Source organism: Pseudomonas sp. BF-R-01 (genome assembly GCF_019946615.1).
GTDB classification, from domain to species: domain Bacteria; phylum Pseudomonadota; class Gammaproteobacteria; order Pseudomonadales; family Pseudomonadaceae; genus Aquipseudomonas; species Aquipseudomonas migulae.
On record NZ_JAGYFX010000038.1, the window covers coordinates 16,399 to 40,715 of the forward strand.

The 24,317-nt window shown below is 59.1% G+C and carries 26 protein-coding genes; 19 read left to right on the forward strand and 7 right to left on the reverse strand.

Features of this window, described 5'->3' with window-relative positions; all coding sequences use genetic code 11:
* Nucleotides 1-38: 38 nt before the first annotated feature.
* Complete coding sequence (locus tag KGB27_RS15840) at nucleotides 39-527, reverse strand: DUF3015 domain-containing protein (protein ID WP_008028855.1); 489 nt, start codon at nucleotides 525-527, stop codon at nucleotides 39-41.
* Nucleotides 528-944: 417 nt separating this feature from the next.
* Between KGB27_RS15840 and KGB27_RS15845 the strand changes: the two genes are divergently transcribed.
* Together KGB27_RS15845 and KGB27_RS15850 are read left to right on the forward strand one after the other, a co-directional pair.
* Nucleotides 945-3,383: a Lon protease family protein gene (locus KGB27_RS15845; protein ID WP_192228007.1), complete on the forward strand. Its 2,439-nt coding sequence runs from the start codon at nucleotides 945-947 to the stop codon at nucleotides 3,381-3,383.
* 296 nt (nucleotides 3,384-3,679) lie between these two features.
* Entirely contained in the window at nucleotides 3,680-4,021 is a 342-nt protein-coding gene (locus KGB27_RS15850) for a hypothetical protein (RefSeq protein ID WP_008028851.1), read from the forward strand.
* 5 nt (nucleotides 4,022-4,026) lie between these two features.
* Here KGB27_RS15850 and KGB27_RS15855 read toward each other — a convergent pair whose 3' ends face one another.
* Nucleotides 4,027-5,856 carry a hypothetical protein gene (locus KGB27_RS15855; RefSeq protein ID WP_223555250.1) on the reverse strand — a complete coding sequence of 610 codons (1,830 nt, stop codon included), beginning with the start codon at nucleotides 5,854-5,856 and terminating at the stop codon, nucleotides 4,027-4,029.
* Between the two features lie 159 nt (nucleotides 5,857-6,015).
* Here KGB27_RS15855 and KGB27_RS15860 point away from each other — a divergent pair, with 159 nt between their 5' ends.
* The 3 genes from KGB27_RS15860 (at nucleotide 6,016) to KGB27_RS15870 (ending at nucleotide 7,781) form a co-directional block, all read left to right on the forward strand.
* The gene (locus tag KGB27_RS15860; RefSeq protein ID WP_008037914.1) at nucleotides 6,016-6,504 is read left to right on the forward strand and encodes a TIGR00645 family protein; all 489 of its coding nucleotides are present in this window, start codon (nucleotides 6,016-6,018) and stop codon (nucleotides 6,502-6,504) included.
* Between the two features lie 225 nt (nucleotides 6,505-6,729).
* Nucleotides 6,730-7,041 (forward strand): DUF6482 family protein, encoded by a 312-nt coding sequence (locus tag KGB27_RS15865; protein WP_008028846.1) that lies wholly within the window; start codon nucleotides 6,730-6,732, stop codon nucleotides 7,039-7,041.
* Nucleotides 7,042-7,163: 122 nt separating this feature from the next.
* On the forward strand, nucleotides 7,164-7,781 hold the full coding sequence (locus KGB27_RS15870) for an FKBP-type peptidyl-prolyl cis-trans isomerase (RefSeq protein ID WP_008028844.1): 618 nt from the start codon (nucleotides 7,164-7,166) through the stop codon (nucleotides 7,779-7,781).
* A gap of 115 nt (nucleotides 7,782-7,896) precedes the next feature.
* Here the strand turns inward: KGB27_RS15870 and KGB27_RS15875 are convergent, their stop codons facing one another.
* From KGB27_RS15875 to KGB27_RS15885, 3 genes are all read right to left on the reverse strand, one after another.
* Nucleotides 7,897-8,154, reverse strand: a complete 258-nt coding sequence (locus tag KGB27_RS15875) for a hypothetical protein (RefSeq protein ID WP_008028843.1) — start codon at nucleotides 8,152-8,154, stop codon at nucleotides 7,897-7,899.
* A gap of 206 nt (nucleotides 8,155-8,360) precedes the next feature.
* Nucleotides 8,361-8,702 (reverse strand): zinc ribbon domain-containing protein YjdM, encoded by a 342-nt coding sequence (locus KGB27_RS15880; protein WP_008028840.1) that lies wholly within the window; start codon nucleotides 8,700-8,702, stop codon nucleotides 8,361-8,363.
* A 182-nt stretch (nucleotides 8,703-8,884) separates the two neighbouring features.
* A complete protein-coding gene (locus KGB27_RS15885; protein ID WP_008028837.1) occupies nucleotides 8,885-9,853 on the reverse strand; it encodes a polyprenyl synthetase family protein in 969 nt (322 codons plus the stop codon).
* 240 nt (nucleotides 9,854-10,093) lie between these two features.
* Between KGB27_RS15885 and rplU the strand changes: the two genes are divergently transcribed.
* From rplU to KGB27_RS15910, 5 genes are all read left to right on the forward strand, one after another.
* Complete coding sequence (rplU, locus tag KGB27_RS15890; protein WP_003176051.1) at nucleotides 10,094-10,408, forward strand: 50S ribosomal protein L21; 315 nt, start codon at nucleotides 10,094-10,096, stop codon at nucleotides 10,406-10,408.
* 34 nt (nucleotides 10,409-10,442) lie between these two features.
* Entirely contained in the window at nucleotides 10,443-10,718 is a 276-nt protein-coding gene (gene rpmA / locus KGB27_RS15895; protein WP_003215862.1) for a 50S ribosomal protein L27, read from the forward strand.
* A gap of 193 nt (nucleotides 10,719-10,911) precedes the next feature.
* Nucleotides 10,912-12,135: an Obg family GTPase CgtA gene (cgtA, locus tag KGB27_RS15900; RefSeq protein WP_008037904.1), complete on the forward strand. Its 1,224-nt coding sequence runs from the start codon at nucleotides 10,912-10,914 to the stop codon at nucleotides 12,133-12,135.
* Between the two features lie 137 nt (nucleotides 12,136-12,272).
* Nucleotides 12,273-13,391, forward strand: coding sequence for a glutamate 5-kinase (proB, locus tag KGB27_RS15905; protein ID WP_017340857.1), 1,119 nt, complete (start codon nucleotides 12,273-12,275; stop codon nucleotides 13,389-13,391).
* 12 nt (nucleotides 13,392-13,403) lie between these two features.
* Nucleotides 13,404-13,865: a CreA family protein gene (locus KGB27_RS15910; RefSeq protein ID WP_008028828.1), complete on the forward strand. Its 462-nt coding sequence runs from the start codon at nucleotides 13,404-13,406 to the stop codon at nucleotides 13,863-13,865.
* A 164-nt stretch (nucleotides 13,866-14,029) separates the two neighbouring features.
* On the opposite strand, the gene rpsT is transcribed toward KGB27_RS15910, so the two are convergent.
* Nucleotides 14,030-14,305 (reverse strand): 30S ribosomal protein S20, encoded by a 276-nt coding sequence (gene rpsT, locus KGB27_RS15915; protein WP_008028826.1) that lies wholly within the window; start codon nucleotides 14,303-14,305, stop codon nucleotides 14,030-14,032.
* Nucleotides 14,306-14,557: 252 nt separating this feature from the next.
* Here rpsT and murJ point away from each other — a divergent pair, with 252 nt between their 5' ends.
* The 6 genes from murJ (at nucleotide 14,558) to ispH (ending at nucleotide 22,037) form a co-directional block, all read left to right on the forward strand.
* A complete protein-coding gene (gene murJ, locus KGB27_RS15920) occupies nucleotides 14,558-16,096 on the forward strand; it encodes a murein biosynthesis integral membrane protein MurJ (RefSeq protein ID WP_008037902.1) in 1,539 nt (512 codons plus the stop codon).
* A 129-nt stretch (nucleotides 16,097-16,225) separates the two neighbouring features.
* Complete coding sequence (gene ribF, locus KGB27_RS15925; protein ID WP_008028822.1) at nucleotides 16,226-17,176, forward strand: bifunctional riboflavin kinase/FAD synthetase; 951 nt, start codon at nucleotides 16,226-16,228, stop codon at nucleotides 17,174-17,176.
* Nucleotides 17,177-20,008: an isoleucine--tRNA ligase gene (gene ileS, locus KGB27_RS15930; protein WP_008028820.1), complete on the forward strand. Its 2,832-nt coding sequence runs from the start codon at nucleotides 17,177-17,179 to the stop codon at nucleotides 20,006-20,008.
* The gene (gene lspA / locus KGB27_RS15935) at nucleotides 20,001-20,513 is read left to right on the forward strand and encodes a signal peptidase II (protein ID WP_008028819.1); all 513 of its coding nucleotides are present in this window, start codon (nucleotides 20,001-20,003) and stop codon (nucleotides 20,511-20,513) included. The genes ileS and lspA overlap by 8 nt, the downstream gene beginning before the upstream one ends.
* A gap of 7 nt (nucleotides 20,514-20,520) precedes the next feature.
* Nucleotides 20,521-20,958, forward strand: a complete 438-nt coding sequence (fkpB, locus tag KGB27_RS15940; RefSeq protein ID WP_177318165.1) for an FKBP-type peptidyl-prolyl cis-trans isomerase — start codon at nucleotides 20,521-20,523, stop codon at nucleotides 20,956-20,958.
* 131 nt (nucleotides 20,959-21,089) lie between these two features.
* The gene (ispH, locus tag KGB27_RS15945) at nucleotides 21,090-22,037 is read left to right on the forward strand and encodes a 4-hydroxy-3-methylbut-2-enyl diphosphate reductase (protein WP_008028815.1); all 948 of its coding nucleotides are present in this window, start codon (nucleotides 21,090-21,092) and stop codon (nucleotides 22,035-22,037) included.
* Here ispH and KGB27_RS15950 read toward each other — a convergent pair.
* The gene (locus KGB27_RS15950) at nucleotides 22,014-22,556 is read right to left on the reverse strand and encodes a GspH/FimT family pseudopilin (RefSeq protein ID WP_223555253.1); all 543 of its coding nucleotides are present in this window, start codon (nucleotides 22,554-22,556) and stop codon (nucleotides 22,014-22,016) included. The genes ispH and KGB27_RS15950 overlap by 24 nt on opposite strands.
* A 129-nt stretch (nucleotides 22,557-22,685) precedes the next feature.
* Between KGB27_RS15950 and KGB27_RS15955 the strand changes: the two genes are divergently transcribed.
* The 3 genes from KGB27_RS15955 to KGB27_RS15965 are packed head-to-tail and all read left to right on the forward strand — an operon-like array spanning nucleotide 22,686 to nucleotide 24,315.
* The gene (locus KGB27_RS15955) at nucleotides 22,686-23,159 is read left to right on the forward strand and encodes a GspH/FimT family pseudopilin (RefSeq protein WP_008028811.1); all 474 of its coding nucleotides are present in this window, start codon (nucleotides 22,686-22,688) and stop codon (nucleotides 23,157-23,159) included.
* Nucleotides 23,156-23,605: a type IV pilus modification protein PilV gene (gene pilV / locus KGB27_RS15960; protein WP_008037891.1), complete on the forward strand. Its 450-nt coding sequence runs from the start codon at nucleotides 23,156-23,158 to the stop codon at nucleotides 23,603-23,605. The genes KGB27_RS15955 and pilV overlap by 4 nt, the downstream gene beginning before the upstream one ends.
* Nucleotides 23,602-24,315: a PilW family protein gene (locus KGB27_RS15965; protein ID WP_223555255.1), complete on the forward strand. Its 714-nt coding sequence runs from the start codon at nucleotides 23,602-23,604 to the stop codon at nucleotides 24,313-24,315. The genes pilV and KGB27_RS15965 overlap by 4 nt, the downstream gene beginning before the upstream one ends.
* The last annotated feature ends 2 nt before the right edge of the window (nucleotides 24,316-24,317 follow it).

Genomic DNA, 24,317 nt, shown 5'->3' on the forward strand with positions numbered 1-24,317 from the left:
ATAAAACCCGCTCCCCGAAAGGAGCGGGCGGGTCGAGCTTAAGCTTGAGTTGCGTACTTGGCCAGACGAGGATCGGCCTTCAAAACGGCCAGGGTGTTGGTATGCACATCTTCTGCAGTCACGTCAGCCTTGCTGAAGATCTGCTGGAAGTGCTCGTGAGTCACAGCCGCGAAATGCGCACGGTCTTCCGGCGCCACGCCCAGTACCACGGCGTAGGTCGTCAGCGCTTCGCCGTTACCTTTAGCCATGTCTTCGGACAGCTCGTTCATCATGCCATTCATGGCAAACCAGGATTTGCCGCCATAAGTCAGCGACGCATTAGTCGCGCAACCGTTGGTACCTGAGGTCATACCGAACGTTGCGTTGCCGGAAGTGCCGTTGGTGGTGGATGCCAGGAAGTGTGCCGGGGTGCCACGCTGACCTTCGAACAGCATGTTGCCCCACCCGCAATCCGGGCCGCCTGGCGCCTGTGCCATAGCGTTGATGGATACAGCGGTGAAGAGAGTACCGAGAAGAATCCGTTTCATAGCTTTGTTCTCTTTATGTGCGTACCAATGGACAAGGGTTCTGGCCCGGCTCTGTACGAAAACTGCCTGCGCGACGATCAGGCTGCGTTGAAAATAGACTCGGAATGCTCATGTGGGTCCCCCACACTCCGCTTCCTCATCTGTTTTCGCCTTGCCTGATCGCCGCTCGGCGAGTTTTCGTACAGACCACTACGGCGCCAGTGGGCCGGTTATTGTTCCAGCCGCGCAGCTTGGAGTTTAGGCACGTTCCAAGGGTTCCGTTACTTTTTACGAAACATTCGTTGAAAACATTGATTTAGACCCGGCCCGCCTGGGGATGCCCGTTTGGCTATGCTTTGGCGAAAGGCGCGCCTTGCAAGTGGGGTATGGGCAGCGCCAGAATGCCGCTATCTGCCCCGCCTGATGTAAGGAAGCCCGATGCCTGATCCTGTTGCTGCCAGCTTGCGTCTAGCGCCCGAAGCGCTGACCCGTCCGTTTTCCGCTGAACAGTTCAGCTTCTCTACCACCAATGATCTGGAGCCCTTCCGCGGTGTGCTTGGCCAGGAACGTGCGGTCGAAGCCTTGCAGTTTGGTGTGGCCATGCCACGCCCCGGTTACAACGTATTCGTCATGGGCGAGCCTGGCACTGGCCGGTTTTCGTTCGTCAAACGCTACCTGAAGGCCGAAGGCAAACGCCTGCAGACCCCGGCCGACTGGGTCTACGTCAACAATTTCGATGAACCCCGCGAGCCGCGCGCCCTGGAATTGCCATCGGGCACGGCCGGCGCGTTCATCGGTGATATCAACGCTTTGATCGACAACCTGCTGGCGACCTTCCCGGCGGTCTTCGAACATCCGTCTTATCAGCAGAAAAAAAGCGCCATCGACCGCGCCTTCAACCAGCGCTACGACAAGGCGCTGGACATCATCGAGCGCCTGGCGCTGGAAAAAGAAGTCGCGCTGTACCGTGACGCGAGCAACATCGCGTTTACCCCGATGAGCGAAGGCAAGGCGCTGGATGAAGCGGAATTCGCCCAGTTGCCGGAAGCCGATCGCGAGCGTTTCCACGAAGACATCTCCGGCCTGGAAGAGCGTCTGAACGAAGAGCTTGCCAGCCTGCCGCAGTGGAAGCGCGAGTCGAGCAATCAGCTGCGCCACCTCAACGAAGAAACCATCACCCTGGCCTTGCAGCCGTTGCTGTCGCCGTTGTCGGAAAAATACGCCGAGAACGCGGCGGTGTGCGGTTACCTGCAAGCCATGCAGGTTTACTTGCTGAAAACCGTGGTCGAGCAATTGGTCGACGACAGCAAGGTCGATGCGGTGGCGCGCAAGATGCTGGAAGAGCAATACGCGCCGAGCCTGGTGGTCGGTCACTCGGCCAGCGGCGGTGCGCCGGTGGTGTTCGAGCCGCACCCGACCTACGAAAACCTGTTTGGCCGCATCGAATACAGCACCGATCAGGGCGCGCTCTACACCACGTATCGCCAGTTGCGTCCCGGCGCGTTGCACCGTGCAAATGGCGGTTTCCTGATCCTTGAAGCAGAAAAAATGCTCAGCGAGCCGTTCGTATGGGATGCGCTCAAGCGCGCCCTGCAATCGCGCAAACTGAAAATGGAATCACCGCTGGGTGAGCTGGGGCGACTGGCCACCGTGACCCTGACACCGCAACACATTCCGTTGCAGGTCAAAGTCGTCATCATCGGTGCCCGGCAGTTGTATTACACGCTGCAAGACCTCGATCCGGACTTCCAGGAGATGTTCCGCGTTCTGGTGGACTTCGACGAAGACATCCCGATGGTCGACGAAAGCCTGGAGCAGTTCGCCCAGTTGCTGAAAACCCGCACCTCCGAAGAAGGCATGGCACCGCTGACCGCCGATGCGGTGGCGCGTCTGGCGACCTACAGCGCGCGTCTGGCCGAGCACCAGGGGCGTTTGTCGGCGCGGATCGGTGACTTGTTCCAACTGGTCAGCGAGGCGGATTTCATTCGTCACCTGGCCAGCGATGAAATGACCGACGCCGGCCACATCGAGCGTGCGCTCAAGGCCAAGGCCACCCGCACCGGGCGCGTTTCGGCGCGGATTCTCGATGACATGCTGGCCGGGATCATCCTGATCGACACCGATGGCGCGGCCGTGGGCAAGTGCAACGGGCTGACAGTGCTGGAAGTCGGGGATTCGGCGTTTGGCGTCCCGGCGCGGATTTCCGCCACGGTGTACCCGGGTGGCAGCGGCATTGTCGACATCGAGCGTGAGGTCAACCTCGGCCAGCCGATTCACTCCAAAGGCGTGATGATCCTCACCGGGTATCTGGGCAGCCGTTACGCCCAGGAATTCCCGTTGGCGATTTCCGCGAGTATCGCCCTGGAGCAATCCTACGGTTATGTCGATGGCGACAGTGCGTCGTTGGGCGAGGCATGCACGTTGATTTCGGCGTTGTCGAAAACACCGCTCAAGCAATGCTTTGCAATCACCGGCTCGATCAACCAGTTCGGCGAAGTGCAGGCGGTGGGCGGGGTCAACGAGAAGATCGAAGGCTTCTTCCGCCTCTGCGAAGCCCGCGGGCTGACCGGTGAGCAGGGGGCGATCATTCCTCACGCCAACGTGGCGACGCTGATGCTGGACGAGAAAGTGCTGGCGGCGGTGCGCGCAGGGCAATTCCACGTTTACGCAGTGCGCCAGGCTGACGAAGCGCTGAGCCTGTTGGTCGGCGAGCCTGCCGGTGCGCCGGATGAAAATGGCGAATTCCCAGAAGGCAGCGTGAATGCGCGGGTGGTGGAGCGCTTGCGGGTGATCGCGGAAATGATCAGCGAAGAAGACCTGAAAGAAGCCGAGAAAGAAGCGGCACAGGAAGCGTTGGTCGAAGCCAAGCCGGCCTGACACAGAGGAGTCCCTGTAGGAGCGAGGCTTGCCCGCGAAGAACGATAACGCGGTTATTCCGGCAAACCGCGTCATGGCTTTCGCGGGCAAGTCGGATCGCCGCACCGCTCGCTCCTACAAGTGCCATCACTCTGACGTCAATATTCACACAATGACCATTCGGCGCCTTCTGGTCTCAGTTGGCGTGCGGGTCTGACTTTTCTTCTATTCTCAGCTCAAGGACATCGACAGTAATCACTGGATCGAGACAGTTCTCCCGTGGGAGCTGAATACCGGATCTACCGAGGGTCGCCGCCATGTCGCGCAACCTCTGCCTCACCCGTCAATGCCTGGGCCTTGTGACCCGTATCGAATGTGCCATCAAGCCATTGGCTGGTGATACGGGCATGTGGACTTTGCTTTTCGCCGCCGGAATGGCCGGCGAACAACCCTCAGCCATCAAAGCCCAAGGCCCGTTTCCTGGGCCCTTCGCGGCTGAATCGATCCTCGACACCATCGTTGAAAGCCTGACGTTGCATGGCTATGAACTGGCCGATGACCCGCAAATCTGGTGCCTGCACCTGCAAGCCCAGCTACGGGAAATCAATGGTGGGCGCTGCCGCAACATGGGCGGCTTCGAGTTCCGCCCCGATCACTGAGACGACTATTGGGCGAGGCTGGACGTATCAGCCTTGTCGAGTTTGACCTCGAATCCATATTGCACCGTGGTGAGATCGGTTCGCTGATAGGTTTCCAGCTGCGCTGGCTGGCCGTAGAAGTAATGCACGCTGAATAACGCCGGGCCCTGCGCACTTGCATCGTGAATGACCGAAAGAATCTCCTTGAGATAGTGGCCGCTGTCGTCCCTGGCGAAAAAGCGCCAGTCCTGGGCGGGGAACAGCTTCAGATCAACCACCAGTGCATTGCCTTTCAGTTCCAGGCCTTTGGGCAGCCGGTCTGTTTCAAGTGTCTGCTTGTCGACGGTGGCCAGGAACAGCGGCATGGAACCCACCGCAAACGCCGGCGTTTGTGCGAACAGGTTCAGGTCATAAGTGATGATGCCGCGCAGGGGATCGACCTGGTAAGCCTCGGGCGGCAGTTCGATCGGCTCGTCGCGTTGACCGCTGCTGTCCTCGGTAAAGAAACTGACCGGGCTATCGCCAGGGCTGAAGGACGTGCCGAGCAGTTCATCGTTGAAGCTTCGGGTGTGATCGAACTCGATGCGCGCCGCGCTCGGGTCGTCCACCGATTGGCGGATGCTGACGCTCTTCTTCAGTTGCTCCTCGCTGAGCGTTGCGCCTTTGAGCCAGGTCGGTGCCTGATCGTCGTACACGACCACGGGTAAAGTCAGTGGCTGGATGGTCTTTGCCGTGGTGTGTTGATCGAAGCGACGGATCGGCAGGTCCAGGTCCTTGCGCGTGACCGTGGCCGCCGAAAAGTCCAGCAGGCTGACTTCAAGGGTCTCGATCGCGCCGTTGAAATACACCTTGGAGTAATGCCTGGTTTGTTGCTTCTCAAACGCGCGTTGTTCCTCATCGAGCTGCCTTTCGAAGGCTTCGCTCCAGCTCTTCTGCTGTTGCATTTTCGCCAGTTGCTTCTGGTAGAAGGCAATTTGCGCGGCGGTTTGGTTGATCGAACCCGAGCGTGAGAGAAATTGCCCGGTGGCGTCCCTGGCCTGGACGACCGACGGGTTGAAGGGTATCTCGCTGACTTCCGGGGCCAGCGGCGCGCTGTTGCTGAACTCGATTTCGGCGTAGTTGTTTGTCAGCTTCAGCAGCGTGACGCTCAGGTTGTCATTGCTGCGAGTCTGGCCGACGTCTTTTTTGGTCAGGTCGAAGCTATAGAGCCTGCGCGGGGCGATGACTTCGACCTTGCCTTGCAGGCTGACGGGCTGCGGCTGGTTCTTGATTTCCATGCCCAGGCCGTCGATGAAGGGGTAAGTCACCGTGAGATCGTCGGGGCTGGTCAGGTTGGAGCTCGACGGGCTCAGTTGAATGCCCGGATCGGTTTCCGACCACTCCGGCTGGAACGGGATCACGCGTTTGTTGCTCAAGGTCACCGACTGCCATTCCAGGCCATGGGGAAAGAGAAACTCGGCCGGAATGTTGAAGTTGAACGGGAACACCGGTTGTAGATCGGTCAGGTAGTCGGAGCTGGAATCCTTGTGCAGCACAAACAGGCCGTTAATGTACGTGTCGACCAGCGCCTGTGGCGTGGGGTAGTGCTTGAGCACGGCGAGGACATCTGCGCCGTACTCGGTTTCCACCGGTTTGCTGTCGAGTTTGAGTTGCGCACGTTCGAGCAGCAGCAGGGAGCCACCGAGTTCGGCCACGGCATCCTTGAGTTTCGGGTCCTGGATCGCGTCGAGAGACGTTTCGAATTGCGCGGTCTTTTCCTCAAGGCTGACCTGGCGTTTGTCATCGTCCGGTGAACAGCCGCTCACCAGCAGGGCCAGACAAATCCCGGCGCTCATTAAAGGCAATCGCACATCCATTTCCCGTCGTCCTGTCCGATGTCGCAGAGGTGTCAATGCTTTGGACACTAGCAGAAAAACCTTGTCACACACGCGCAGGTGGCGGATTTTCCGAGTGTTTCTGGCTGTAACGGGTGGCTGGTATACTCGCGGCCATTTCCAGCCCACGTGTGAGATTCAATGGAACGCTTTATCGAAAATGCAATGTACGCCTCCCGCTGGCTGCTGGCGCCGATCTACTTCGGTCTGTCCCTCGGGCTGCTGGCCCTGGCGCTGAAATTCTTCCAGGAAGTCTTCCACGTCATCCCTAACGTGTTCTCGATGGCCGAATCGGACCTGATTCTGGTGCTGCTGTCGTTGATCGACATGGCGCTGGTGGGCGGTTTGCTGGTGATGGTGATGATTTCCGGCTACGAGAACTTCGTTTCCGAGCTGGATATCGATGACAACAAGGAAAAGCTCAACTGGCTGGGCACCATGGATTCGTCTTCATTGAAGATGAAGGTCGCGGCGTCCATCGTGGCGATTTCGTCGATTCACCTGCTGCGGATCTTCATGGACGCCAAAAACGTCGATCCCGAGCATTTGAAGTGGTACGTGATCATCCACATGACCTTCGTGGTATCGGCGTTTGCCATGGGGTATCTGGATAAACTCACCAAGCACTGATCCACGGGGCCCCTGTAGGAGCGAGGCTTGCCCGCGAAGGCGTCGTGACAGACAACACTTATGTCGACTGACACGACCTCTTCGCGGGCAAGTCGGATCGCCGCACCGCACGCTCCTACATGAACGGTGTGAAACAGACGGGCGGTGGCGTTTATGGCTTGTACTTTGATGCTGTGAGGCCTATGCCTGTATGAATGCTGGCTCGCCGCTGCGTGAGGTGCGTTCATGAACTTCGTAGAGTTACGTGCTTATGCCATCGCAGGGAAAGTCGATGAGCTGAACCTGATCTCCATGGAAGGCGGAATCTACCTGTTGGAGGCGCGCATGCACGGGGCCGCCTACCCGTTGAGTGATGCTCACGGCGAGATGGTTCACCTGCGCTCGGTCGAGCATGCGCGTGAAGTGCTGCATAACTTTCCCACCTTGCCATTCAACCTTGTGCATACATCGGTTCACGATGAAATGTGCGGGTTGGGTGCGAGTGCTGGGGAAAGCCTGAAGGTGCCGATTGCCTTCGGTTCTGCCTGGCAGCACTGACACCCCCTCATCAGCGCAACGACATCTGTGCTAGTCTGCTGGCCCTTTTGGTTCCGGGCGTTCCGGGACGCGCTGTGCACGCACGGCAAGTTCCAGGGCCGTCCGCACAGCGGAGCAGTGTCATGTCCGAAGTAAATCTGTCCACCGACGAAACCCGCGTCAGCTACGGCATTGGCCGTCAGTTGGGCGACCAACTGCGCGACAACCCGCCGCCGGGCGTTAGCCTGGACGCAATCCTGGCAGGTCTGACTGACGCTTTCGCCGGTAAGGAAAGCCGTGTAGGTCAGGAAGAAATGTCCGCCAGCTTCAAGGTTATCCGCGAAATCATGCAAGCCGAAGCAGCTGCCAAAGCTGAAGCGGCTGCTGGCGAAGGCCTGGCATTCCTGGCTGAAAACGCCAAGCGCGATGGCATCACCACCCTGGCTTCCGGTCTGCAATTCGAAGTGCTGACCGCCGGTGAAGGCGCCAAGCCGACCCGTGAAGACCAAGTGCGTACCCACTACCACGGCACCCTGATCGACGGCACTGTGTTCGACAGCTCCTACGAGCGCGGTCAGCCTGCAGAATTCCCGGTAGGCGGCGTGATCGCTGGCTGGACCGAAGCCCTGCAACTGATGAACGCTGGCAGCAAATGGCGTCTGTACGTGCCGAGCGAACTGGCTTACGGCGCTCAAGGCGTTGGCAGCATTCCGCCGCACAGCGTACTGGTCTTCGACGTCGAGCTGCTCGACGTTCTGTAAAACATGAGCCTGTAGGAGCGAAGCTTGCTCGCGAATGCATCACCTCGGTTTCAAGTCGGAACCGAGTTGTCGGGTTCGCGGGCAAGCCTCGCTCCTACAGGTTTTGTGGGGTTTCTCATATTTCCAGCTTGTGATGCAGTTCATGCGACGGGCGCAACGCCCGGGCATAGCAGAACAGAAACAGATTGCGCACCAGTTCCTTGAGCACCACCGGCTCGCTGGAACTCAAGCCGTTGACGTCCAGGTCGCCCTGATCCTGCAGCTCGTTCAAGGCTTCTTCTTCAAGCACCGCACAGACTTCCCCGGTTTCCCGATGCAGGATCCTGAGGTAGGGGTGTGGGCGGTCCAGCCAGGCATCGATCAAATAAGTCATGGGTCTCATCTCCATTGATTGGTTTCAATGAGAATAATTCTTATTCATCAAATAGCAAGGGCCTATTGGCGGTTTGTGATTTTTTCCGGGTAAAGATTGCGTAAGGTCAAAGCGGCTGGCGTTTGGCTATTGCGAGGAAATGCGAGGCGAAGCGGGGGAGGGCGAAGCACCATCCCACGCCGGGCGCGGGATGGAATACAGCAGGTTCAGACTTTTCTGACGAACTCGGATTTGAGCTTCATCGGGCCGATGCCGTCGATCTTGCAGTCGATGTCGTGATCGCCATCGCACAAGCGGATGTTCTTGACCTTGGTGCCGACCTTGACCACCAGCGATGTGCCTTTGACCTTGAGGTCCTTGATCACGGTGATGGTGTCGCCGTCTTGCAGGACATTGCCCACCGAATCCTTTTTCACGGCGTCATCGGACGCCGCTTCAGCTTCGCCGCTGGCAGACCATTCGTGGGCGCACTCCGGGCAGATCAGCTGCGCGCCGTCTTCATAGGTGTATTCGGAATTGCATTTCGGGCAGGGTGGCAACGTGCTCACTAAAGCTCCTTGGATTCAGGATCGCTAAAAAGCGCACATTATATAGGGTTTTAGGCGGGAGAGGGCGGAGCGCTGAATAACCTGTGGGAGCGAGCCTGCTCGCGATGGGGCACTCACATTCAACATTGTTGTCGACTGAAAGTCCGCTATCGCGAGCAGGCTCGCTCCCACAGGTAATCGATTTAGTGAGTGCGGGCGACCGCGAATTCACTCAGCTCGACCAATGCATCGCGGTATTCGCTGGCGGGCAGCGCGTCGAGGCATTTGATCGCACGGGCCACGTAGTCGCGGGCCAGTTGCGCGGTGTACTCAAGCGAACCGGAAGCATCAACGGCCTCGCGAATGCTTTCCAGGTCCTCGATGCCACCTTTCTGGATCGCCTTGCGCACCAGGGCAGCCTGCTCCGGCGTGCCTTCGCGCATGGTGTAGATCAGCGGCAGGGTCGGCTTGCCTTCGGCCAGATCGTCACCGACGTTCTTGCCCAGGGTCTCTGCGTCACCTTTGTAGTCCAGCAGGTCGTCGACCAGCTGGAAGGCTACGCCCAGGTGGTCACCAAACGTGCGCAGGGCTTCAGCCTGTTCCGGCGTGGCTTCGCAGAGGGCGGCGGCGCTGTGGGTCGAAGCCTCGAAAAGCATCGCGGTCTTGCCACGGATGACTTCCATGTAGGTTTCTTCGGTAGTGCTCGCGTCACGAACCTTCGACAGCTGCAACACTTCGCCTTCGGCGATGATGCGCGTGGCTTGCGAAAGGATCTTCATCACCGGCATGGAGCCCAGTTCGACCATCATTTCGAAGGAGCGCGAGTACAGGAAGTCGCCTACCAGCACGCTTGGTGCGTTGCCCCACATGGCATTGGCAGTCGAGCGGCCGCGGCGCATGCCGGACATGTCGACCACGTCATCGTGCAGCAGGGTGGCGGTGTGCAGGAACTCGATGGTCGCGGCCAGCAGGCGCAGGTCGTCGCCTTCGCGGCCAAGGGCCTTGCCACACAGCAGCACTAATAAAGGACGCAGGCGTTTACCACCAGCCGAGGTAATGTAATCGCCGATTTTCGATACCAGCGGCACTCGGGAAGTCAGCTGCTTCTTGATGATGCCGTCGACGGCGCTAAAATCGTCCGCCACCGCGCGGTAGAAAGCTTGGGGTTGCATCAGCGACAGTCGCTCCAGAAGGGTTGCGCGGCATGCTAGGACCCACGTCGGCGGGTGTCAAGGCGCGATGGACGGCCTCTTGCAACGCCACGGCAGCTTGCGTACAATCGCGCACCCTGAACTTCCTGGGCAGCACCTGCCTTACGCAATTGCAAACTGGCCTTCCAGCCATATGCAGCCATGCCAGCCAATACCTCTTCTTATAAAGAGCTGGGTGAGCAGGATTATCGGAGAAATACCATGTCGTACGCAGTAATTGTTACTGGTGGCAAGCAATACAAGGTCGCCCCAGGTGAATACCTGAAGATCGAAAAACTGGAAATCGCTACCGGCGAATCCGTTACTTTTGATCGCGTTCTGTTGGTCGCCAATGGCGATGACGTGAACATCGGCGCTCCAGTTGTTGCTGGCGCTACCGTTGTGGCTGAAGTGATCTCCCAAGGTCGTCACGATAAAGTCCGCATCATCAAGTTCCGTCGTCGTAAGCACCACATGAAGCGTATGGGCCACCGCCAGTGGTACACCGAGATCAAAATCACCGGTATTCAGGCTTAATTTCAGCCTAATTCCTCACTAGGAGAATTGACTCATGGCACACAAAAAAGCTGGTGGTAGTACCCGTAACGGTCGCGACTCAGAAGCCAAACGCCTTGGCGTGAAGATGTATGGCGGCCAGGTTATCATTCCGGGCAACATCATCGTGCGTCAGCGCGGCACCCAATTCCACGCCGGTTACGGTGTTGGCATGGGTAAAGATCACACTCTGTTCGCTAAAATCGACGGCGTGATCAAGTTTGAAGTAAAAGGCGCTTTCAATCGCCGTTACGTGAGCATTGTCCCGAAGACTGAAGTCGTCGCGGCATAATTACGTAGATGCTGGAAAAGCCCTGTCTCGCGACGGGGCTTTTTCGTTTGTGGGGTGAGTCTCTTGCAAAGCTGTTTGTAATGAGCTCCAGCGCTGGATTTGCGGTCGTTGATTGAGGTCGCTGCGCTCATTTTTGCAAGAGTCTTATGTCTGGATTTTTTCGGCTCGTCCGTATGGCGAGAGGCGTTTTGTTATGAAGTTTGTTGATGAAGTATCGATTCGAGTAAAGGCCGGTGACGGCGGCAACGGTTGCATGAGCTTCCGTCGCGAGAAATTCATCGAAAACGGCGGCCCGAACGGCGGCGACGGTGGTGATGGCGGCTCGGTCTACATGATCGCCGACGAAAACCTCAACACCCTGGTGGACTACCGTTACACCCGGCACTTCGATGCCGAGCGCGGTTCCAACGGCGGCAGCACCGACTGCACCGGTAAGAAGGGTGAAGAGCTGGTACTGCGTGTGCCGGTCGGCACCACGGTCATCGACGCTGCCACTCAGGAAGTGATCGGCGACCTGACCAAAGCCGGTCAAAAGCTGCTGGTGGCCCATGGCGGCTGGCACGGTCTGGGTAACACCCGTTTCAAATCCAGTACCAACCGTGCTCCGCGTCAGACCACTCCGGGTAAGCCGGGTGAGGCACGTGACCTGAAGCTGGAAATGAAGGTGTTGGCGGACGTTGGTCTGCTGGGTTTGCCAAATGCTGGCAAAAGTACCTTTATCCGTTCGGTATCGGCCGCCAAGCCGAAAGTCGCCGACTACCCGTTCACCACGCTGGTGCCGAACCTGGGTGTGGTCAGTGTTGATCGCTGGAAAAGCTTCGTGGTTGCGGACATTCCGGGCCTGATCGAAGGCGCTTCCGACGGTGCTGGCCTGGGGATTCGCTTCCTCAAGCACTTGTCGCGTACCCGTTTGCTGCTGCACCTCGTGGACATGGCGCCACTGGATGACACCAGTGCCCCGGATGCGGCCGAAGTGATCGTCAGTGAGCTGACCAAGTTCAGCCCGTCCCTGGCTGAGCGTGATCGCTGGCTGGTACTGAACAAGTGCGACCAGATCCTTGAAGAAGAGCACGATGCTCGCGTCAAGGAAATCGTTGATCGCCTGGAGTGGACCGGTCCGGTTTACGTGATCTCCGCCATCTCCAAGCTCGGTACCGAGCGTCTTTGCCACGACATCATGCGTTACATGGAAGATCGTGCTGACCGTCTGGCGAACGATCCGGCCTACAAGGAAGAGCTGGCCGAGCTCGATCAGCGCATCGAAGACGAAGCGCGCGCTCAGTTGCAGGCCCTGGATGACCAGCGTGCCCTGCGTCGCAGCGGCGTGAAGTCGGTCCATGACATCGGTGACGATGATTGGGACGAAGAAGATGTAGATGATGAAGACGGTCCGGAAATCATTTACGTGCGCGACTGATCTGTTGCGATAAACTTGAACGCCGCTCCCTGGAGCGGCGTTTTAGTATCTGGAAATCGATTGTTGGTAACAAATAGCCACGATTAACGTCACGGGTAGCGCTGGGTCGCGCTGCCCTCAAGCTAAGGTTGAAGATGATGCGGAGCAAGGTGACAGGTGCGCAGCGTTGGGTCGTGAAAATCGGCAGCGCGTTGCTGACGGCGGACGGCAAGGGCCTGGATCGCGCGGCAATGGGTGTCTGGGTTGAACAGATGGTGGCCTTGCATGAGGCGGGCGTCGAGCTGGTGCTGGTGTCCTCCGGGGCGGTAGCGGCGGGCATGAGCCGTCTGGGCTGGACCGTGCGACCCAGTGCGATGCACGAATTGCAGGCTGCTGCCGCCATCGGTCAGATGGGTCTGGTTCAGGCGTGGGAGTCGAGCTTTGCCGAGCATGGCCGGCACACTGCGCAGATTCTTCTGACTCATGACGATCTGTCCGACCGCAAGCGCTACTTGAATGCCCGCAGCACCTTGCGTGCCTTGGTCGAGTTGAAAGTGATCCCGGTGATCAACGAAAACGACACCGTGGTCACCGACGAAATCCGTTTCGGCGACAACGATACGCTTGCGGCGCTGGTGGCCAACCTGGTCGAGGCTGATTTGCTGGTGATCCTGACGGATCGCGACGGCATGTTCGACGCCGATCCGCGCAACAATCCCGATGCCAAGCTGATTTACGAAGCGCGCGCTGATGATCCGGCGCTGGATGCGGTGGCGGGCGGTACCGGTGGTGCGTTGGGTCGTGGCGGTATGCAGACCAAGTTGCGTGCGGCGCGCTTGGCAGCGCGTTCAGGTGCGCACACCATCATCGTCGGTGGGCGCCTTGAGCGTGTGCTGGATCGCCTGAAGGCCGGCGAGCGCATCGGCACCTTGCTGTCGCCGGAGCGTGGCATGCTGGCGGCGCGCAAGCAATGGCTGGCCGGGCATCTGCAAACTCGCGGCACGCTGGTGCTGGATGCCGGTGCGGTGACGGCCTTGTCCCAAGGCAATAAAAGTCTGCTGCCGGTGGGTGTCAAGCTGGTTCAGGGCAGCTTCCGTCGCGGTGAAATGGTGGTGTGCGTCGCGCCGGACGGTCGTGAAATCGCCCGTGGCCTGGCCAACTACAGCGCGCTGGAAGCACAAAAAATCATCGGTCAGTCGTCTGAGGCGATTGTCGGTCTGTTGGGTTACATGGCGGAGCCGGAACTGGTTCACCGCGATAACCTGATCCTGGTCTGAAGGAATATTTGAATGCGCGTGGCAAAAGGATTGTTGGGCCTGCTGTTGGCAATGCCGCTGCTGGCTTCGGCCGAGGAGATTGGTCAGGTGTCGACGGTGTTCAAGTTCGTCGGCCCGAACGACCGCATCGTCGTTGAGGCATTTGATGATCCGAAGGTCGAAGGCGTGACCTGCTACCTGTCCCGAGCCAAGACGGGCGGTGTGAAGGGTGGTTTGGGTCTGGCTGAAGATCGAGCGGAAGCGTCCATTGCGTGCCGTCAGGTCGGTCCGATCAACTTCAAGGGTGAGTTGAAGGATGGCGAAGAGGTGTTCAAGGAGCGTACGTCGCTAGTCTTCAAGACCATGCAGGTGGTGCGTTTCCTCGACAAGAAGCGCAATACGCTGGTGTATCTGGTGTACAGCGATCGCTTGATTGAGGGTAGTCCGCAGAATGCGGTGACGGCGATTCCTATCCTGCCTTGGGCTCATCAGTGATCTGAAGACCGCTATCGCCAGCAAGCTGGCTCCTACAAGGATTGCGCAATACCTGTAGGAGCTGGCTTGCTGGCGATCAGTTTCAATGGGATCTCAGGCGTGCAACACAATTCGCAGGCAATAAAAAACCGACCCTGAGGTCGGTTTTTTAACAAGCGTGTTACTTAGGCAGCAGCAAGGTTCAGAGCCTTGACGTGGCCATTCAGGCGGCTCTTATGGCGAGCAGCCTTGTTCTTGTGGATGATACCTTTATCGGCCATACGGTCGATAACTGGCACGGCCAGAACGTAAGCAGCTTGAGCTTTTTCAGCGTCTTTTGCGTCGATGGCTTTAACTACATTCTTGATGTAGGTACGAACCATGGAACGCAGGCTGGCGTTGTGGCTGCGACGCTTCTCAGCCTGTTTTGCACGTTTTTTGGCGGAAGGTGTGTTGGCCACCGTCGAGCTCCTCGAAAGACTTTTTAGGAAATAGCAAACAAAATAGGCCGCGAATCATGCCGATGAGTTGATGTCTTGTCAAGGGCGGTTGAGACGTTCCGCTAAGTGGTAGGTATAAAGAGGCGGGATATTTATTTCCGGCGCTTGACCTGTAAACTCGCGAGCTTTGGCTCTGTGCTGCTGCGGCGCGGAGTATCGCATAAGTGGGCGCTTTGTTCGCCTGCTGTTTATCGACAGGCACAAACTCTTTCAATGAATCTGCTCAAATCGTTGGCCGCCGTCAGCTCTATCACGATGCTTTCCCGGATTCTGGGGTTCGTCCGTGACACCCTCATTGCGCGTATTTTTGGTGCGGGAATGGCCACCGACGCCTTCTTTATCGCCTTCAAACTGCCCAATCTGCTGCGCCGGATCTTCGCCGAAGGGGCGTTTTCCCAGGCGTTTGTGCCGATTCTTGCTGAATATAAAAGCCAGCAAGGCGAAGAGGCGACACGAACCTTTATTGCCTACGTCTCCGGACTGCTGACCCTGGCGCTGGCAGTGGTCACTGCGTTGGGCATGCTCGCTGCGCCGTGGGTCATCTGGGTGACCGCGCCCGGTTTCACCGATACCCCGGAAAAATTCGAGCTGACCTCCAGCCTGTTGCGGGTGACATTCCCTTATATATTGCTGATCTCCCTGTCTTCATTGGCCGGGGCGATCCTCAACACCTATAACCGCTTCTCGGTGCCGGCCTTCGTGCCGACCTTGCTCAACGTCAGCATGATCATCTTTGCGGTGTTCCTGACACCGTATTTCGATCCGCCGGTCATGGCGCTGGGGTGGGCGGTGCTGGCGGGTGGTCTGGCGCAGTTGCTCTATCAGCTGCCGCACCTGAAAAAGATCGGCATGCTGGTGCTGCCACGCCTGAACCTGCGTGACAGTGGCGTGTGGCGGGTCATGAAACAGATGCTGCCGGCGATTCTCGGCGTTTCGGTGAGCCAGATTTCGCTGATCATCAACACCATTTTTGCCTCGTTCCTGGTCGCCGGCTCGGTGTCGTGGATGTATTACGCCGACCGCCTGATGGAATTGCCCTCCGGCGTGCTGGGCGTGGCGTTGGGCACGATCCTGTTGCCGACCCTGGCCAAGACCTACGCCAGCAAGGATCGCGCAGAGTATTCGCGGATTCTCGATTGGGGGCTGCGCCTGTGCTTTGTGCTGGTGCTGCCGTGCTCGCTGGCGTTGGGGATTCTCGCTGAGCCGCTGACGGTCTCACTGTTTCAATACGGCCAGTTCAACGCCTTCGATGCGTCCATGACTCAGCGCGCGCTCATTGCGTATTCGGTCGGGTTGCTTGGGATTATCGTGATCAAAGTGCTGGCTCCGGGCTTTTATGCGCAACAAAACATTCGCACGCCGGTGAAAATCGCAATTTTCACCCTGGTGGTTACCCAGTTGTTCAACCTGGTGCTGATCGGGCCGCTGGCCCATGCCGGTCTGGCTCTGGCGATCAGCGCCGGTGCCTGCCTTAACGCCGGGTTGCTGTTCTATCAGCTGCGCAAACAGCAGATGTATCAGCCGCAGCCGGGCTGGGCGAAGTTCGGTGCCAAACTGGTGGTAGCGGTCACGGTGATGTCCGCGGTGTTGCTGGCCGGGATGCATTTCATGCCGGCCTGGGATCAGGGCCACATGCTTGAGCGATTCCTGCGTCTGGGCGCTCTGGTAGGGGCTGGCGTGGTCTCGTATTTCGGCATGTTGCTGTTGATGGGCTTCCGTTTGCGCGACTTCAATCGCAAGGCGCTGAACTGAGGCTTTTGCCTCGATAAACACGGGCGGGCCGGCGGTTTTGTCGGTTCGATCACTTTGGGTTACGGTGTTGCCTGTCGTCGGCCGCCGGGTGTGGTTATAATCGACCACTTTATGAGCAAGAAGCGCGTTATGCAGCTGGTTCGAGGCCTCCACAACCTGCGCCCCCAGCATCGGGGCTGTGTCGCCACTATTGGCAACTTTGACGGTGTTCACCGTGGCCACCAGGCTATCCTGGCGAGGCTGCGTGAGCGAGCGCTCGAGTTGGGCGTGCCCAGCTGCGTGGTGATTTTCGAGCCGCAGCCACGGGAGTTTTTCGCCCCGGAGACTGCGCCGGCCCGCTTGGCGCGTCTGCGCGACAAACTGCAGCTGCTGGCTGACGAAGGCGTCGACCGGGTCCTGTGCCTGGCCTTCAACCAGCGCCTGAGCAAGCTCAGCGCCAGCGAATTCGTTGATACCATTCTGGTGGACGGTCTCGGCGTGCAGCATCTTGAGGTCGGTGACGACTTCCGCTTCGGCTGTGACCGGGTAGGGGATTTCGATTTCCTGCAACAGGCCGGCGTCATGCAGGGCTTCACCGTCGAAGCGGCGCAAACCGTTGAGCTGGACGGCATTCGCGTCAGCAGCACCCAGGTGCGAAATGCCCTGGCCGCTGCCGATTTTGCCTTGGCAGAGCGCCTGCTCGGTCGGCCGTTCCAGATTACCGGGCGAGTCCTGCATGGCCAGAAACTGGCGCGCCAGTTGGGTACGCCAACCGCCAACATTCAACTCAAGCGCCGTCGCGTGCCGCTCACCGGGGTTTACCTGGTCAACGTCGACATCGACGGCAAGACCTGTCCAGGCGTCGCCAATATTGGCGTGCGTCCTACGGTCCAAGGGGATGGCAAAGCCCACCTCGAAGTACATCTTTTAGATTTTGCCGGCGATCTGTATGACCGGCGTTTGACGGTGGTTTTCCACCACAAGCTGCGTGAAGAGCAGCGTTTCGCCTCTCTGGAGGCGCTTAAGACGGCGATCAATGCGGATGTCGCCGCCGCCCGTGCCCTGTCGCACCTAGCGCCAATCGCTAATGAAGAGCCATAAATGACCGACTATAAAGCCACGCTAAACCTTCCGGACACCGCCTTCCCAATGAAGGCCGGCCTGCCACAGCGCGAACCGCAGATTCTGCAGCGCTGGGACAGTATTGGCCTGTACGGAAAGTTGCGCGAGATTGGCAAGGATCGTCCGAAGTTCGTTCTGCACGACGGTCCTCCGTACGCCAACGGCACGATTCACATCGGTCATGCGCTGAACAAGATCCTCAAGGACATGATCATCCGCTCGAAAACCCTGTCGGGTTTCGACGCGCCTTATGTTCCGGGCTGGGACTGCCACGGTCTGCCGATCGAGCACAAAGTCGAAGTGACCCACGGCAAGAACCTGGGCGCGGACAAGACCCGCGAACTGTGCCGTGCCTACGCCACCGAGCAGATCGAAGGCCAGAAATCCGAATTCATCCGTCTGGGCGTGTTGGGCGACTTCGCCAACCCGTACAAGACCATGGACTTCAAAAACGAGGCCGGTGAAATCCGCGCACTCGCCGAAATCGTCAAGGGCGGTTTCGTGTTCAAGGGCCTGAAGCCTGTGAACTGGTGCTTCGACTGCGGTTCGGCCCTGGCTGAAGCGGAAGTCGAGTACGAGAACAAAAAGTCCTCGACCATCGACGTAGCGTTCCCGATTGCCGATGAAGCCAAGCTGGCTGCCGCTTTCGGTCTGCCGTCGCTGGGCAAGCCTGCTTCGATCGTGATCTGGACCACCACCCCGTGGACCATCCCGGCCAACCAGGCGCTGAACGTTCACCCGGAATTCAACTACGCCCTGGTCGATGTCGGCGACAAGTTGCTGGTGCTGGCGGAAGAGCTGGTTGAATCCTGCCTGGTCCGTTACAGCCTGGAAGGTTCGGTCATCGCGACCACCACCGGTAAAGAACTGGAACTGATCAACTTCCGTCACCCGTTCTACGACCGTCTGTCGCCGGTTTACCTGGCCGACTACGTTGAACTGGGCGCTGGCACTGGCGTGGTTCACTCCGCTCCGGCCTACGGCGTGGACGACTTCGTGACCTGCAAGAAATACGGCATGGTCAACGACGACATCCTCAACCCGGTACAAAGCAACGGCGTATACGCGACTTCGCTGGAGTTCTTTGGCGGCCAGTTCATCTGGAAAGCCAACCCGGCCATCGTCGACAAGCTGACCGAAGTCGGTGCGCTGCTGCACACCACCATCATCGAACACAGCTACATGCACTGCTGGCGTCACAAGACCCCGCTGATCTACCGCGCCACCGCGCAGTGGTTCATCGGCATGGACAAAGAGCCTGTCAGCGGCGACACCCTGCGCAAGCGCGCTCTTAAAGCCATCGAAGAGACTCAGTTCGTTCCGGCCTGGGGCCAGGCGCGCCTGCACTCGATGATCGCCAACCGTCCGGACTGGTGCATCTCCCGTCAGCGTAACTGGGGCGTGCCGATCCCGTTCTTCCTGAACAAGGAAAGCGGCGAGCTGCACCCACGTACCGCCGAGCTGATGGAAGAAGTCGCCAAGCGCGTCGAAGTCGAAGGCATCGAAGCCTGGTTCAAGATGGACGCTGCCGAGCTGCTCGGTGACGAAGCGCCGCAGTACGACAAGATCAGCGACACCCTGGACGTCTGGTTCGATTCGGGCACCACGCACTGGCACGTCCTGCGCGGTTCGCACCCGATGGGCCACGAAACCGGTCCACGCGCCGACCTGTACCTGGAAGGCTCGGACCAACACCGTGGCTGGTTCCATTCGTCGCTGCTGACCGGTTGCGCCATCGACGACCACGCGCCATACCGCGAGCTGCTGACCCACGGCTTCACCGTCGACGAGTCCGGCCGCAAGATGTCCAAGTCGCTGGGCAACGTGATCGCGCCGCAAAAAGTCAACGACACCCTGGGCGCCGACATCATGCGTCTGTGGGTCGCATCCACCGACTATTCGGGGGAAATGGCGGTTTCCGAGCAGATCCTGCAACGCAGTGCGGACGCCTACCGGCGTATCCGTAACACCGCGCGCTTCCTGCTCTCCAACCTGACCGGTTTCAACCCGGCCACCGACATCCTGCCGGCCGAAGAAATGCTCGCGCTGGACCGTTGGGCCGTGGATCGCACCTTGCTGCTGCAACGCGAACTGCAAGAGCACTACGGCGAATACCGCTTCTGGAACGTCTACTCCAAGATCCACAACTTCTGCGTGCAGGAGCTGGGCGGTTTCTACCTCGACATCATCAAGGACCGTCAGTACACCACTGGCGCCAACAGCAAGGCCCGCCGTTCGGCGCAAACCGCGCTGTACCACATCTCCGAAGCGCTGGTGCGCTGGATCGCGCCGATCCTCGCGTTCACCGCCGACGAACTGTGGGAATACCTGCCGGGCGAGCGCAACGAATCGGTGATGCTCAACACCTGGTACGAAGGCCTGACCGAGCTGCCGGAAAACGTCGAACTGGGCCGCGCCTACTGGGAGCGGATCATGGCGGTGAAGGTCGCTGTGAACAAAGAAATGGAAATCCAGCGCGCGGCCAAAGCCGTCGGTGGCAACCTGCAGGCCGAAGTGACGCTGTTCGCCGAAGACGCCCTGAGCGCCGACCTGGCCAAGCTGAGCAACGAACTGCGCTTCGTACTGATCACCTCGACCGCCAGCGTTGCGCCGTTCGTACAGGCTCCGGCCGATGCAGTGGTCACCGAAGTCAGCGGCCTGAAGCTGAAAATCGTCAAGTCGGCTTTCGCCAAGTGCGCCCGTTGCTGGCACTGCCGTGAAGACGTCGGCGTGAACCCGGAACATCCGGAAATCTGCGGTCGTTGCGTCGATAACATCAGCGGCACTGGCGAGGTTCGTCACTATGCCTAACGCCATTGGCCGTTTCGGACGGCTGGGCTGGCTCTGGTTGAGTTTGCTGGTCCTGGTCATCGACCAGGCCAGCAAGTTCTACTTCGAAGGCAAGCTTGAGATGTACCAGCAAATCGTGGTGATCCCCGATTACTTCAGCTGGACCCTGGCCTACAACACAGGCGCGGCGTTCAGCTTCCTGGCGGACAGCTCGGGCTGGCAGCGCTGGTTGTTCGCCCTGATCGCGGTCGTGGTCAGTGCGGTGCTGGTGGTGTGGCTCAAGCGTCTGGGGCGCAACGAAACCTGGCTGGCCATCGCATTGGCGCTGGTCCTGGGTGGTGCGCTGGGCAATCTGTACGACCGCATAGCCTTGGGCCATGTGATCGATTTCATCCTGGTGCATTGGCAGAACCGCTGGTACTTCCCGGCGTTCAACTTCGCCGACAGTGCAATTACTGTGGGTGCGGTGATGCTGGCGCTGGACATGTTCAAATCAAAGAAGACGGGAGAAGCAGTTCATGACTGAACAGGTATTGGCTGAGCAACGCATCCGCCAGAACACGGAAGTCACCTTGCACTTTGCACTGCGCCTGGAGAACGGCGACACCGTCGACAGCACCTTCGACAAAGCCCCGGCGACCTTCCAGGTCGGCGACGGTAACCTGTTGCCAGGTTTCGAAGCGGCCCTGTTCGGCTTCAAGGCCGGCGACAAGCGTACGCTGACGATTCAGCCGGAAAACGCTTTCGGTCAGCCGAACCCGCAAAACGTGCAGATCATCCCGCGTTCGCAGTTCAAGGACATGGACCTTTCGCCGGGTTTGCTGGTGATCTTCAACGATGCGGCGAATACTGAGCTGCCTGGCGTGGTGAAAGAGTTCGATGACGAGCAAGTGACCATCGACTTCAACCATCCGTTGGCCGGCAAGACATTGACCTTTGACGTGGAAATCATCAACGTCAAATCGCTGTAAACGCTGTTCTGTAGGAGCTGGCTTGCCAGCGATGGGGCCATCAGGCTCGCTGCAACGCCAAGGGCCTCATCGCCGGCAAGCCGGCTCCTACAAAGATCTAATTTTCCTGCGCGCAAGACACGAGGCACAGCATGCAAATCAAACTCGCCAACCCCCGTGGCTTCTGCGCCGGTGTGGACCGGGCGATCGAAATCGTCAACCGCGCCCTGGAAGTCTTCGGGCCGCCGATCTATGTGCGCCACGAAGTGGTCCACAACAAATTCGTCGTCGAAGACTTGCGCGCTCGCGGCGCGATCTTCGTTGAAGAGCTGGATCAGGTACCGGACGACGTCATCGTGATCTTCAGTGCACACGGCGTTTCCCAGGCGGTGCGTACCGAAGCCGCCGGCCGTGGCCTGAAGGTGTTCGACGCCACCTGCCCGCTGGTGACCAAAGTGCACATCGAGGTCGCGCGCTACAGCCGTGATGGCCGTGAATGCATCCTCATCGGCCACGCCGGTCACCCGGAAGTCGAAGGCACCATGGGCCAGTACGATGGCAGCAATGGCGGCGCGATTTACCTGGTCGAGGACGAGAAAGACGTCGCCGCGTTGCAGGTGAACAACCCCGAAAAACTGGCGTTCGTGACCCAGACCACCCTGTCCATGGACGATACCAGCCGCGTCATCGACGCCCTGCGTACACGCTTCCCGGCGATTGGTGGCCCGCGCAAGGACGACATCTGCTACGCCACGCAAAACCGTCAGGACGCCGTCAAGACGCTGGCTGACGAATGCGACGTGGTGCTGGTTGTCGGCAGCCCGAACAGCTCCAATTCCAATCGCCTGCGTGAGCTGGCCGAACGCATGGCCACTCCGGCCTACCTGATCGACGGCGCTGAAGACCTGCAAAAGAGCTGGTTCGACGGTGTCGAGCGCATCGGCATTACCGCAGGGGCCTCTGCACCGGAAGTACTGGTGCGTGGTGTGATCCAGCAGTTGCAGGCCTGGGGCGCTACCGGTGCCGATGAACTGGCGGGTCGCGAGGAGAACATCACGTTCTCCATGCCGAAAGAGTTACGCGTTCGTTCGCTGCTTTGATTTTTTTCCTTTCTCGCACAACGCCTGCTCAGCCTTGATGCTGCGCAGGCTGACGCGACCGCTCGGGGCCAGCACCACTTGGTGCTGACTCACTGGCTCGTGTTTTGCGCAAACATGCAATGTCCCCGCTTGAAAGCCTCCGTGCTGCGGTTCGCCGAGATGACTGAATCGTACTGAAGTCCTGACATAGTGATTGCCGATAACCGGCACCCGAGTGTCGCTTCGGCGCTCGACCAGCAGCGGATTGTTGCTGTCCTCATGTCCCTTGCCATTTAAATCCAGAATCATCCGCCAGCCTTGGCCCCAATCGTCGTTTATCCCGTGTATGACGACAGCCTGGTTTCGCGTGATCGCCTCGCTTCTGGCACTGCGCATGCCACTGACAAGCGACTTCGCTGCCTCCTCCTGATGGTTCGATTCCGTGAGCGCTGCAAACGCCGGACTGACCAGATGCAGAACAATCCCGACAATCGTCAGTCCCATGAGCAGTTCAATCAGACTGAAACCCTGCTGACGCATGACATCTCCCTCCCTGGAGTGCGGTGGCCCGCGCAATCCTTGCGCAGTAATGGCAAAACAACCGACACCTGTGGGTCGATTGTTCTAGCGTGTAACAGCAGGTATAGCCGACGGCAACGGAGGGCATTGATGGATCATCGTACAAAAGGTTTCACGCTGATCGAGTTGCTGGTCGCACTTGCGGTCTTTTTGATTCTGATCACCCTGGCAGTGCCGGCGTTTACCCGTTCGGTGCAAGGCACCAGGGCCGACACCGAGATCGGCGACCTGCAGCGCGCCTTGAATTTCGCCCGGCTTGAAGCCATCGACCGCGGCATCACCACCCGGGTGCGGCCGACGGCGGGTGGCAGCGTCTGGACGGGGGAATTGGCGGTGTATGACAGTACTGGCACTGTGGCCAATGTATTGCGGGTTGTTCCCGCGATGAGCAGCGGCGCGACTCTGACGCTAACCTCAGGCGTGACCGCCATCGATTTCAACAATCTGGGCGGTCTGTCGGCACCGTCCACGGCGGTGGTGATCAGCTACGTACTGGGGGCGCAAAGCAGGACGCTGAATGTGTGTTTGAACGGACGAATTCTATTGGGTGGAAGTTGCGGATGAGGGGATGGAGCAAGCGTGCACAGGAGGGCATGACGCTGATCGAGGTTCTCGTGGCGTTGTTGATTTTGAGCGTGGGGCTGTTGGGGGCGGCGGCGTTCCAGCTCAATGCGCTGAAGTACACCGACAGTTCGCGGATGACCAGCCAGGCCAGTTTTATCGCCTACGACATGATGGACCGCATCCGCGCCAACGCCGGAGCCGATTACACCGTCACGCCGCCGACGTCGGGCAACCTCAACGTTGCCCGGGATCAGGACCTCTACGACTTCACCACCAATATCGTCAGTATGCTCGGCGCCACCGCTACGGGCAGCGTCACCCTCAATCAGCGGGTGTACACCATCACCATTACCTGGGACGACTCGCGGGCTGCCAATGCCGCCAACTCCCGTCGCAGCTTTGTGCTGACCAGTCGCGCCGCCGTTGATCCGGTGGCGACACCATGAACCGTCTCAACAGAGGTTTCGGCCTGATCGAAATGCTGATCGCGTTGGCGTTGAGCCTGGTCGTGGTGCTCGGTGTGGCGCAGATTTTCATAGCGGCCAAGAACACTTATGTCAGCCAGAACGCGGCGGCGAACATGCAGGAAGACGCGCGTTTCGTGCTGAGCAAAATGATTCAGGAAATCCGCATGGTGGGGATGTTTGGTTGTCTGGGGGCTATTACTGATGCAAGCGCCGGGGCGAGTTTTACTGCCAGCCAGATAGCGCCGATCAGTTGGGACAATGCCAACCTCAAGCTGACCCTGGTGAGCGCCGATGTCGGAGCGGGTGGCGGTACGCCGACCTGGACGGTGGTTTCGGATTGCCGAAATACCGCGACGGCTTACTCCAACGTGCAGGCTCCCGCCACAGGACAATTGGCGTTTCCGATTCGACGACTGATCTACAGCCTCAAGAACGGCCAACTGACGATGGGCAGTGGCATCGGCACGCCGGCTCAGGCAGTGCTCGTCGACAACGTCAGCAAATTCGACGTGAGCTTCGGCCTCGCTGCGTCGGCCACCGATACGGCCGCTTCCAGTTACAGCACCAACCCGTCCGACCCTGCACGAATCCGTAGTGTGCGCCTGACGCTGACACTGAAAGATCCGAACAGCCGGGTCCGCGATCAAACATTCAACGTGGTTGCCGCTTTGCGCAACCGCTTGCCATGAGG

What these genes read in the sequence shown, in the direction of transcription:
- KGB27_RS15840 (WP_008028855.1), bottom strand. Translation starts at nt 527, where the DNA reads ATGAAACGGATTCTTCTCGGTACTCTCTTCACCGCTGTATCCATCAAC.
- KGB27_RS15845 (WP_192228007.1), top strand. Translation starts at nt 945, where the DNA reads ATGCCTGATCCTGTTGCTGCCAGCTTGCGTCTAGCGCCCGAAGCGCTG.
- KGB27_RS15850 (WP_008028851.1), top strand. Translation starts at nt 3,680, where the DNA reads ATGTCGCGCAACCTCTGCCTCACCCGTCAATGCCTGGGCCTTGTGACC.
- KGB27_RS15855 (WP_223555250.1), bottom strand. Translation starts at nt 5,856, where the DNA reads ATGGATGTGCGATTGCCTTTAATGAGCGCCGGGATTTGTCTGGCCCTG.
- KGB27_RS15860 (WP_008037914.1), top strand. Translation starts at nt 6,016, where the DNA reads ATGGAACGCTTTATCGAAAATGCAATGTACGCCTCCCGCTGGCTGCTG.
- KGB27_RS15865 (WP_008028846.1), top strand. Translation starts at nt 6,730, where the DNA reads ATGAACTTCGTAGAGTTACGTGCTTATGCCATCGCAGGGAAAGTCGAT.
- KGB27_RS15870 (WP_008028844.1), top strand. Translation starts at nt 7,164, where the DNA reads ATGTCCGAAGTAAATCTGTCCACCGACGAAACCCGCGTCAGCTACGGC.
- KGB27_RS15875 (WP_008028843.1), bottom strand. Translation starts at nt 8,154, where the DNA reads ATGACTTATTTGATCGATGCCTGGCTGGACCGCCCACACCCCTACCTC.
- KGB27_RS15885 (WP_008028837.1), bottom strand. Translation starts at nt 9,853, where the DNA reads ATGCAACCCCAAGCTTTCTACCGCGCGGTGGCGGACGATTTTAGCGCC.
- rplU (WP_003176051.1), top strand. Translation starts at nt 10,094, where the DNA reads ATGTCGTACGCAGTAATTGTTACTGGTGGCAAGCAATACAAGGTCGCC.
- rpmA (WP_003215862.1), top strand. Translation starts at nt 10,443, where the DNA reads ATGGCACACAAAAAAGCTGGTGGTAGTACCCGTAACGGTCGCGACTCA.
- cgtA (WP_008037904.1), top strand. Translation starts at nt 10,912, where the DNA reads ATGAAGTTTGTTGATGAAGTATCGATTCGAGTAAAGGCCGGTGACGGC.
- proB (WP_017340857.1), top strand. Translation starts at nt 12,273, where the DNA reads ATGCGGAGCAAGGTGACAGGTGCGCAGCGTTGGGTCGTGAAAATCGGC.
- KGB27_RS15910 (WP_008028828.1), top strand. Translation starts at nt 13,404, where the DNA reads ATGCGCGTGGCAAAAGGATTGTTGGGCCTGCTGTTGGCAATGCCGCTG.
- murJ (WP_008037902.1), top strand. Translation starts at nt 14,558, where the DNA reads ATGAATCTGCTCAAATCGTTGGCCGCCGTCAGCTCTATCACGATGCTT.
- ribF (WP_008028822.1), top strand. Translation starts at nt 16,226, where the DNA reads ATGCAGCTGGTTCGAGGCCTCCACAACCTGCGCCCCCAGCATCGGGGC.
- ileS (WP_008028820.1), top strand. Translation starts at nt 17,177, where the DNA reads ATGACCGACTATAAAGCCACGCTAAACCTTCCGGACACCGCCTTCCCA.
- lspA (WP_008028819.1), top strand. Translation starts at nt 20,001, where the DNA reads ATGCCTAACGCCATTGGCCGTTTCGGACGGCTGGGCTGGCTCTGGTTG.
- ispH (WP_008028815.1), top strand. Translation starts at nt 21,090, where the DNA reads ATGCAAATCAAACTCGCCAACCCCCGTGGCTTCTGCGCCGGTGTGGAC.
- KGB27_RS15950 (WP_223555253.1), bottom strand. Translation starts at nt 22,556, where the DNA reads ATGCGTCAGCAGGGTTTCAGTCTGATTGAACTGCTCATGGGACTGACG.
- KGB27_RS15955 (WP_008028811.1), top strand. Translation starts at nt 22,686, where the DNA reads ATGGATCATCGTACAAAAGGTTTCACGCTGATCGAGTTGCTGGTCGCA.
- pilV (WP_008037891.1), top strand. Translation starts at nt 23,156, where the DNA reads ATGAGGGGATGGAGCAAGCGTGCACAGGAGGGCATGACGCTGATCGAG.
- KGB27_RS15965 (WP_223555255.1), top strand. Translation starts at nt 23,602, where the DNA reads ATGAACCGTCTCAACAGAGGTTTCGGCCTGATCGAAATGCTGATCGCG.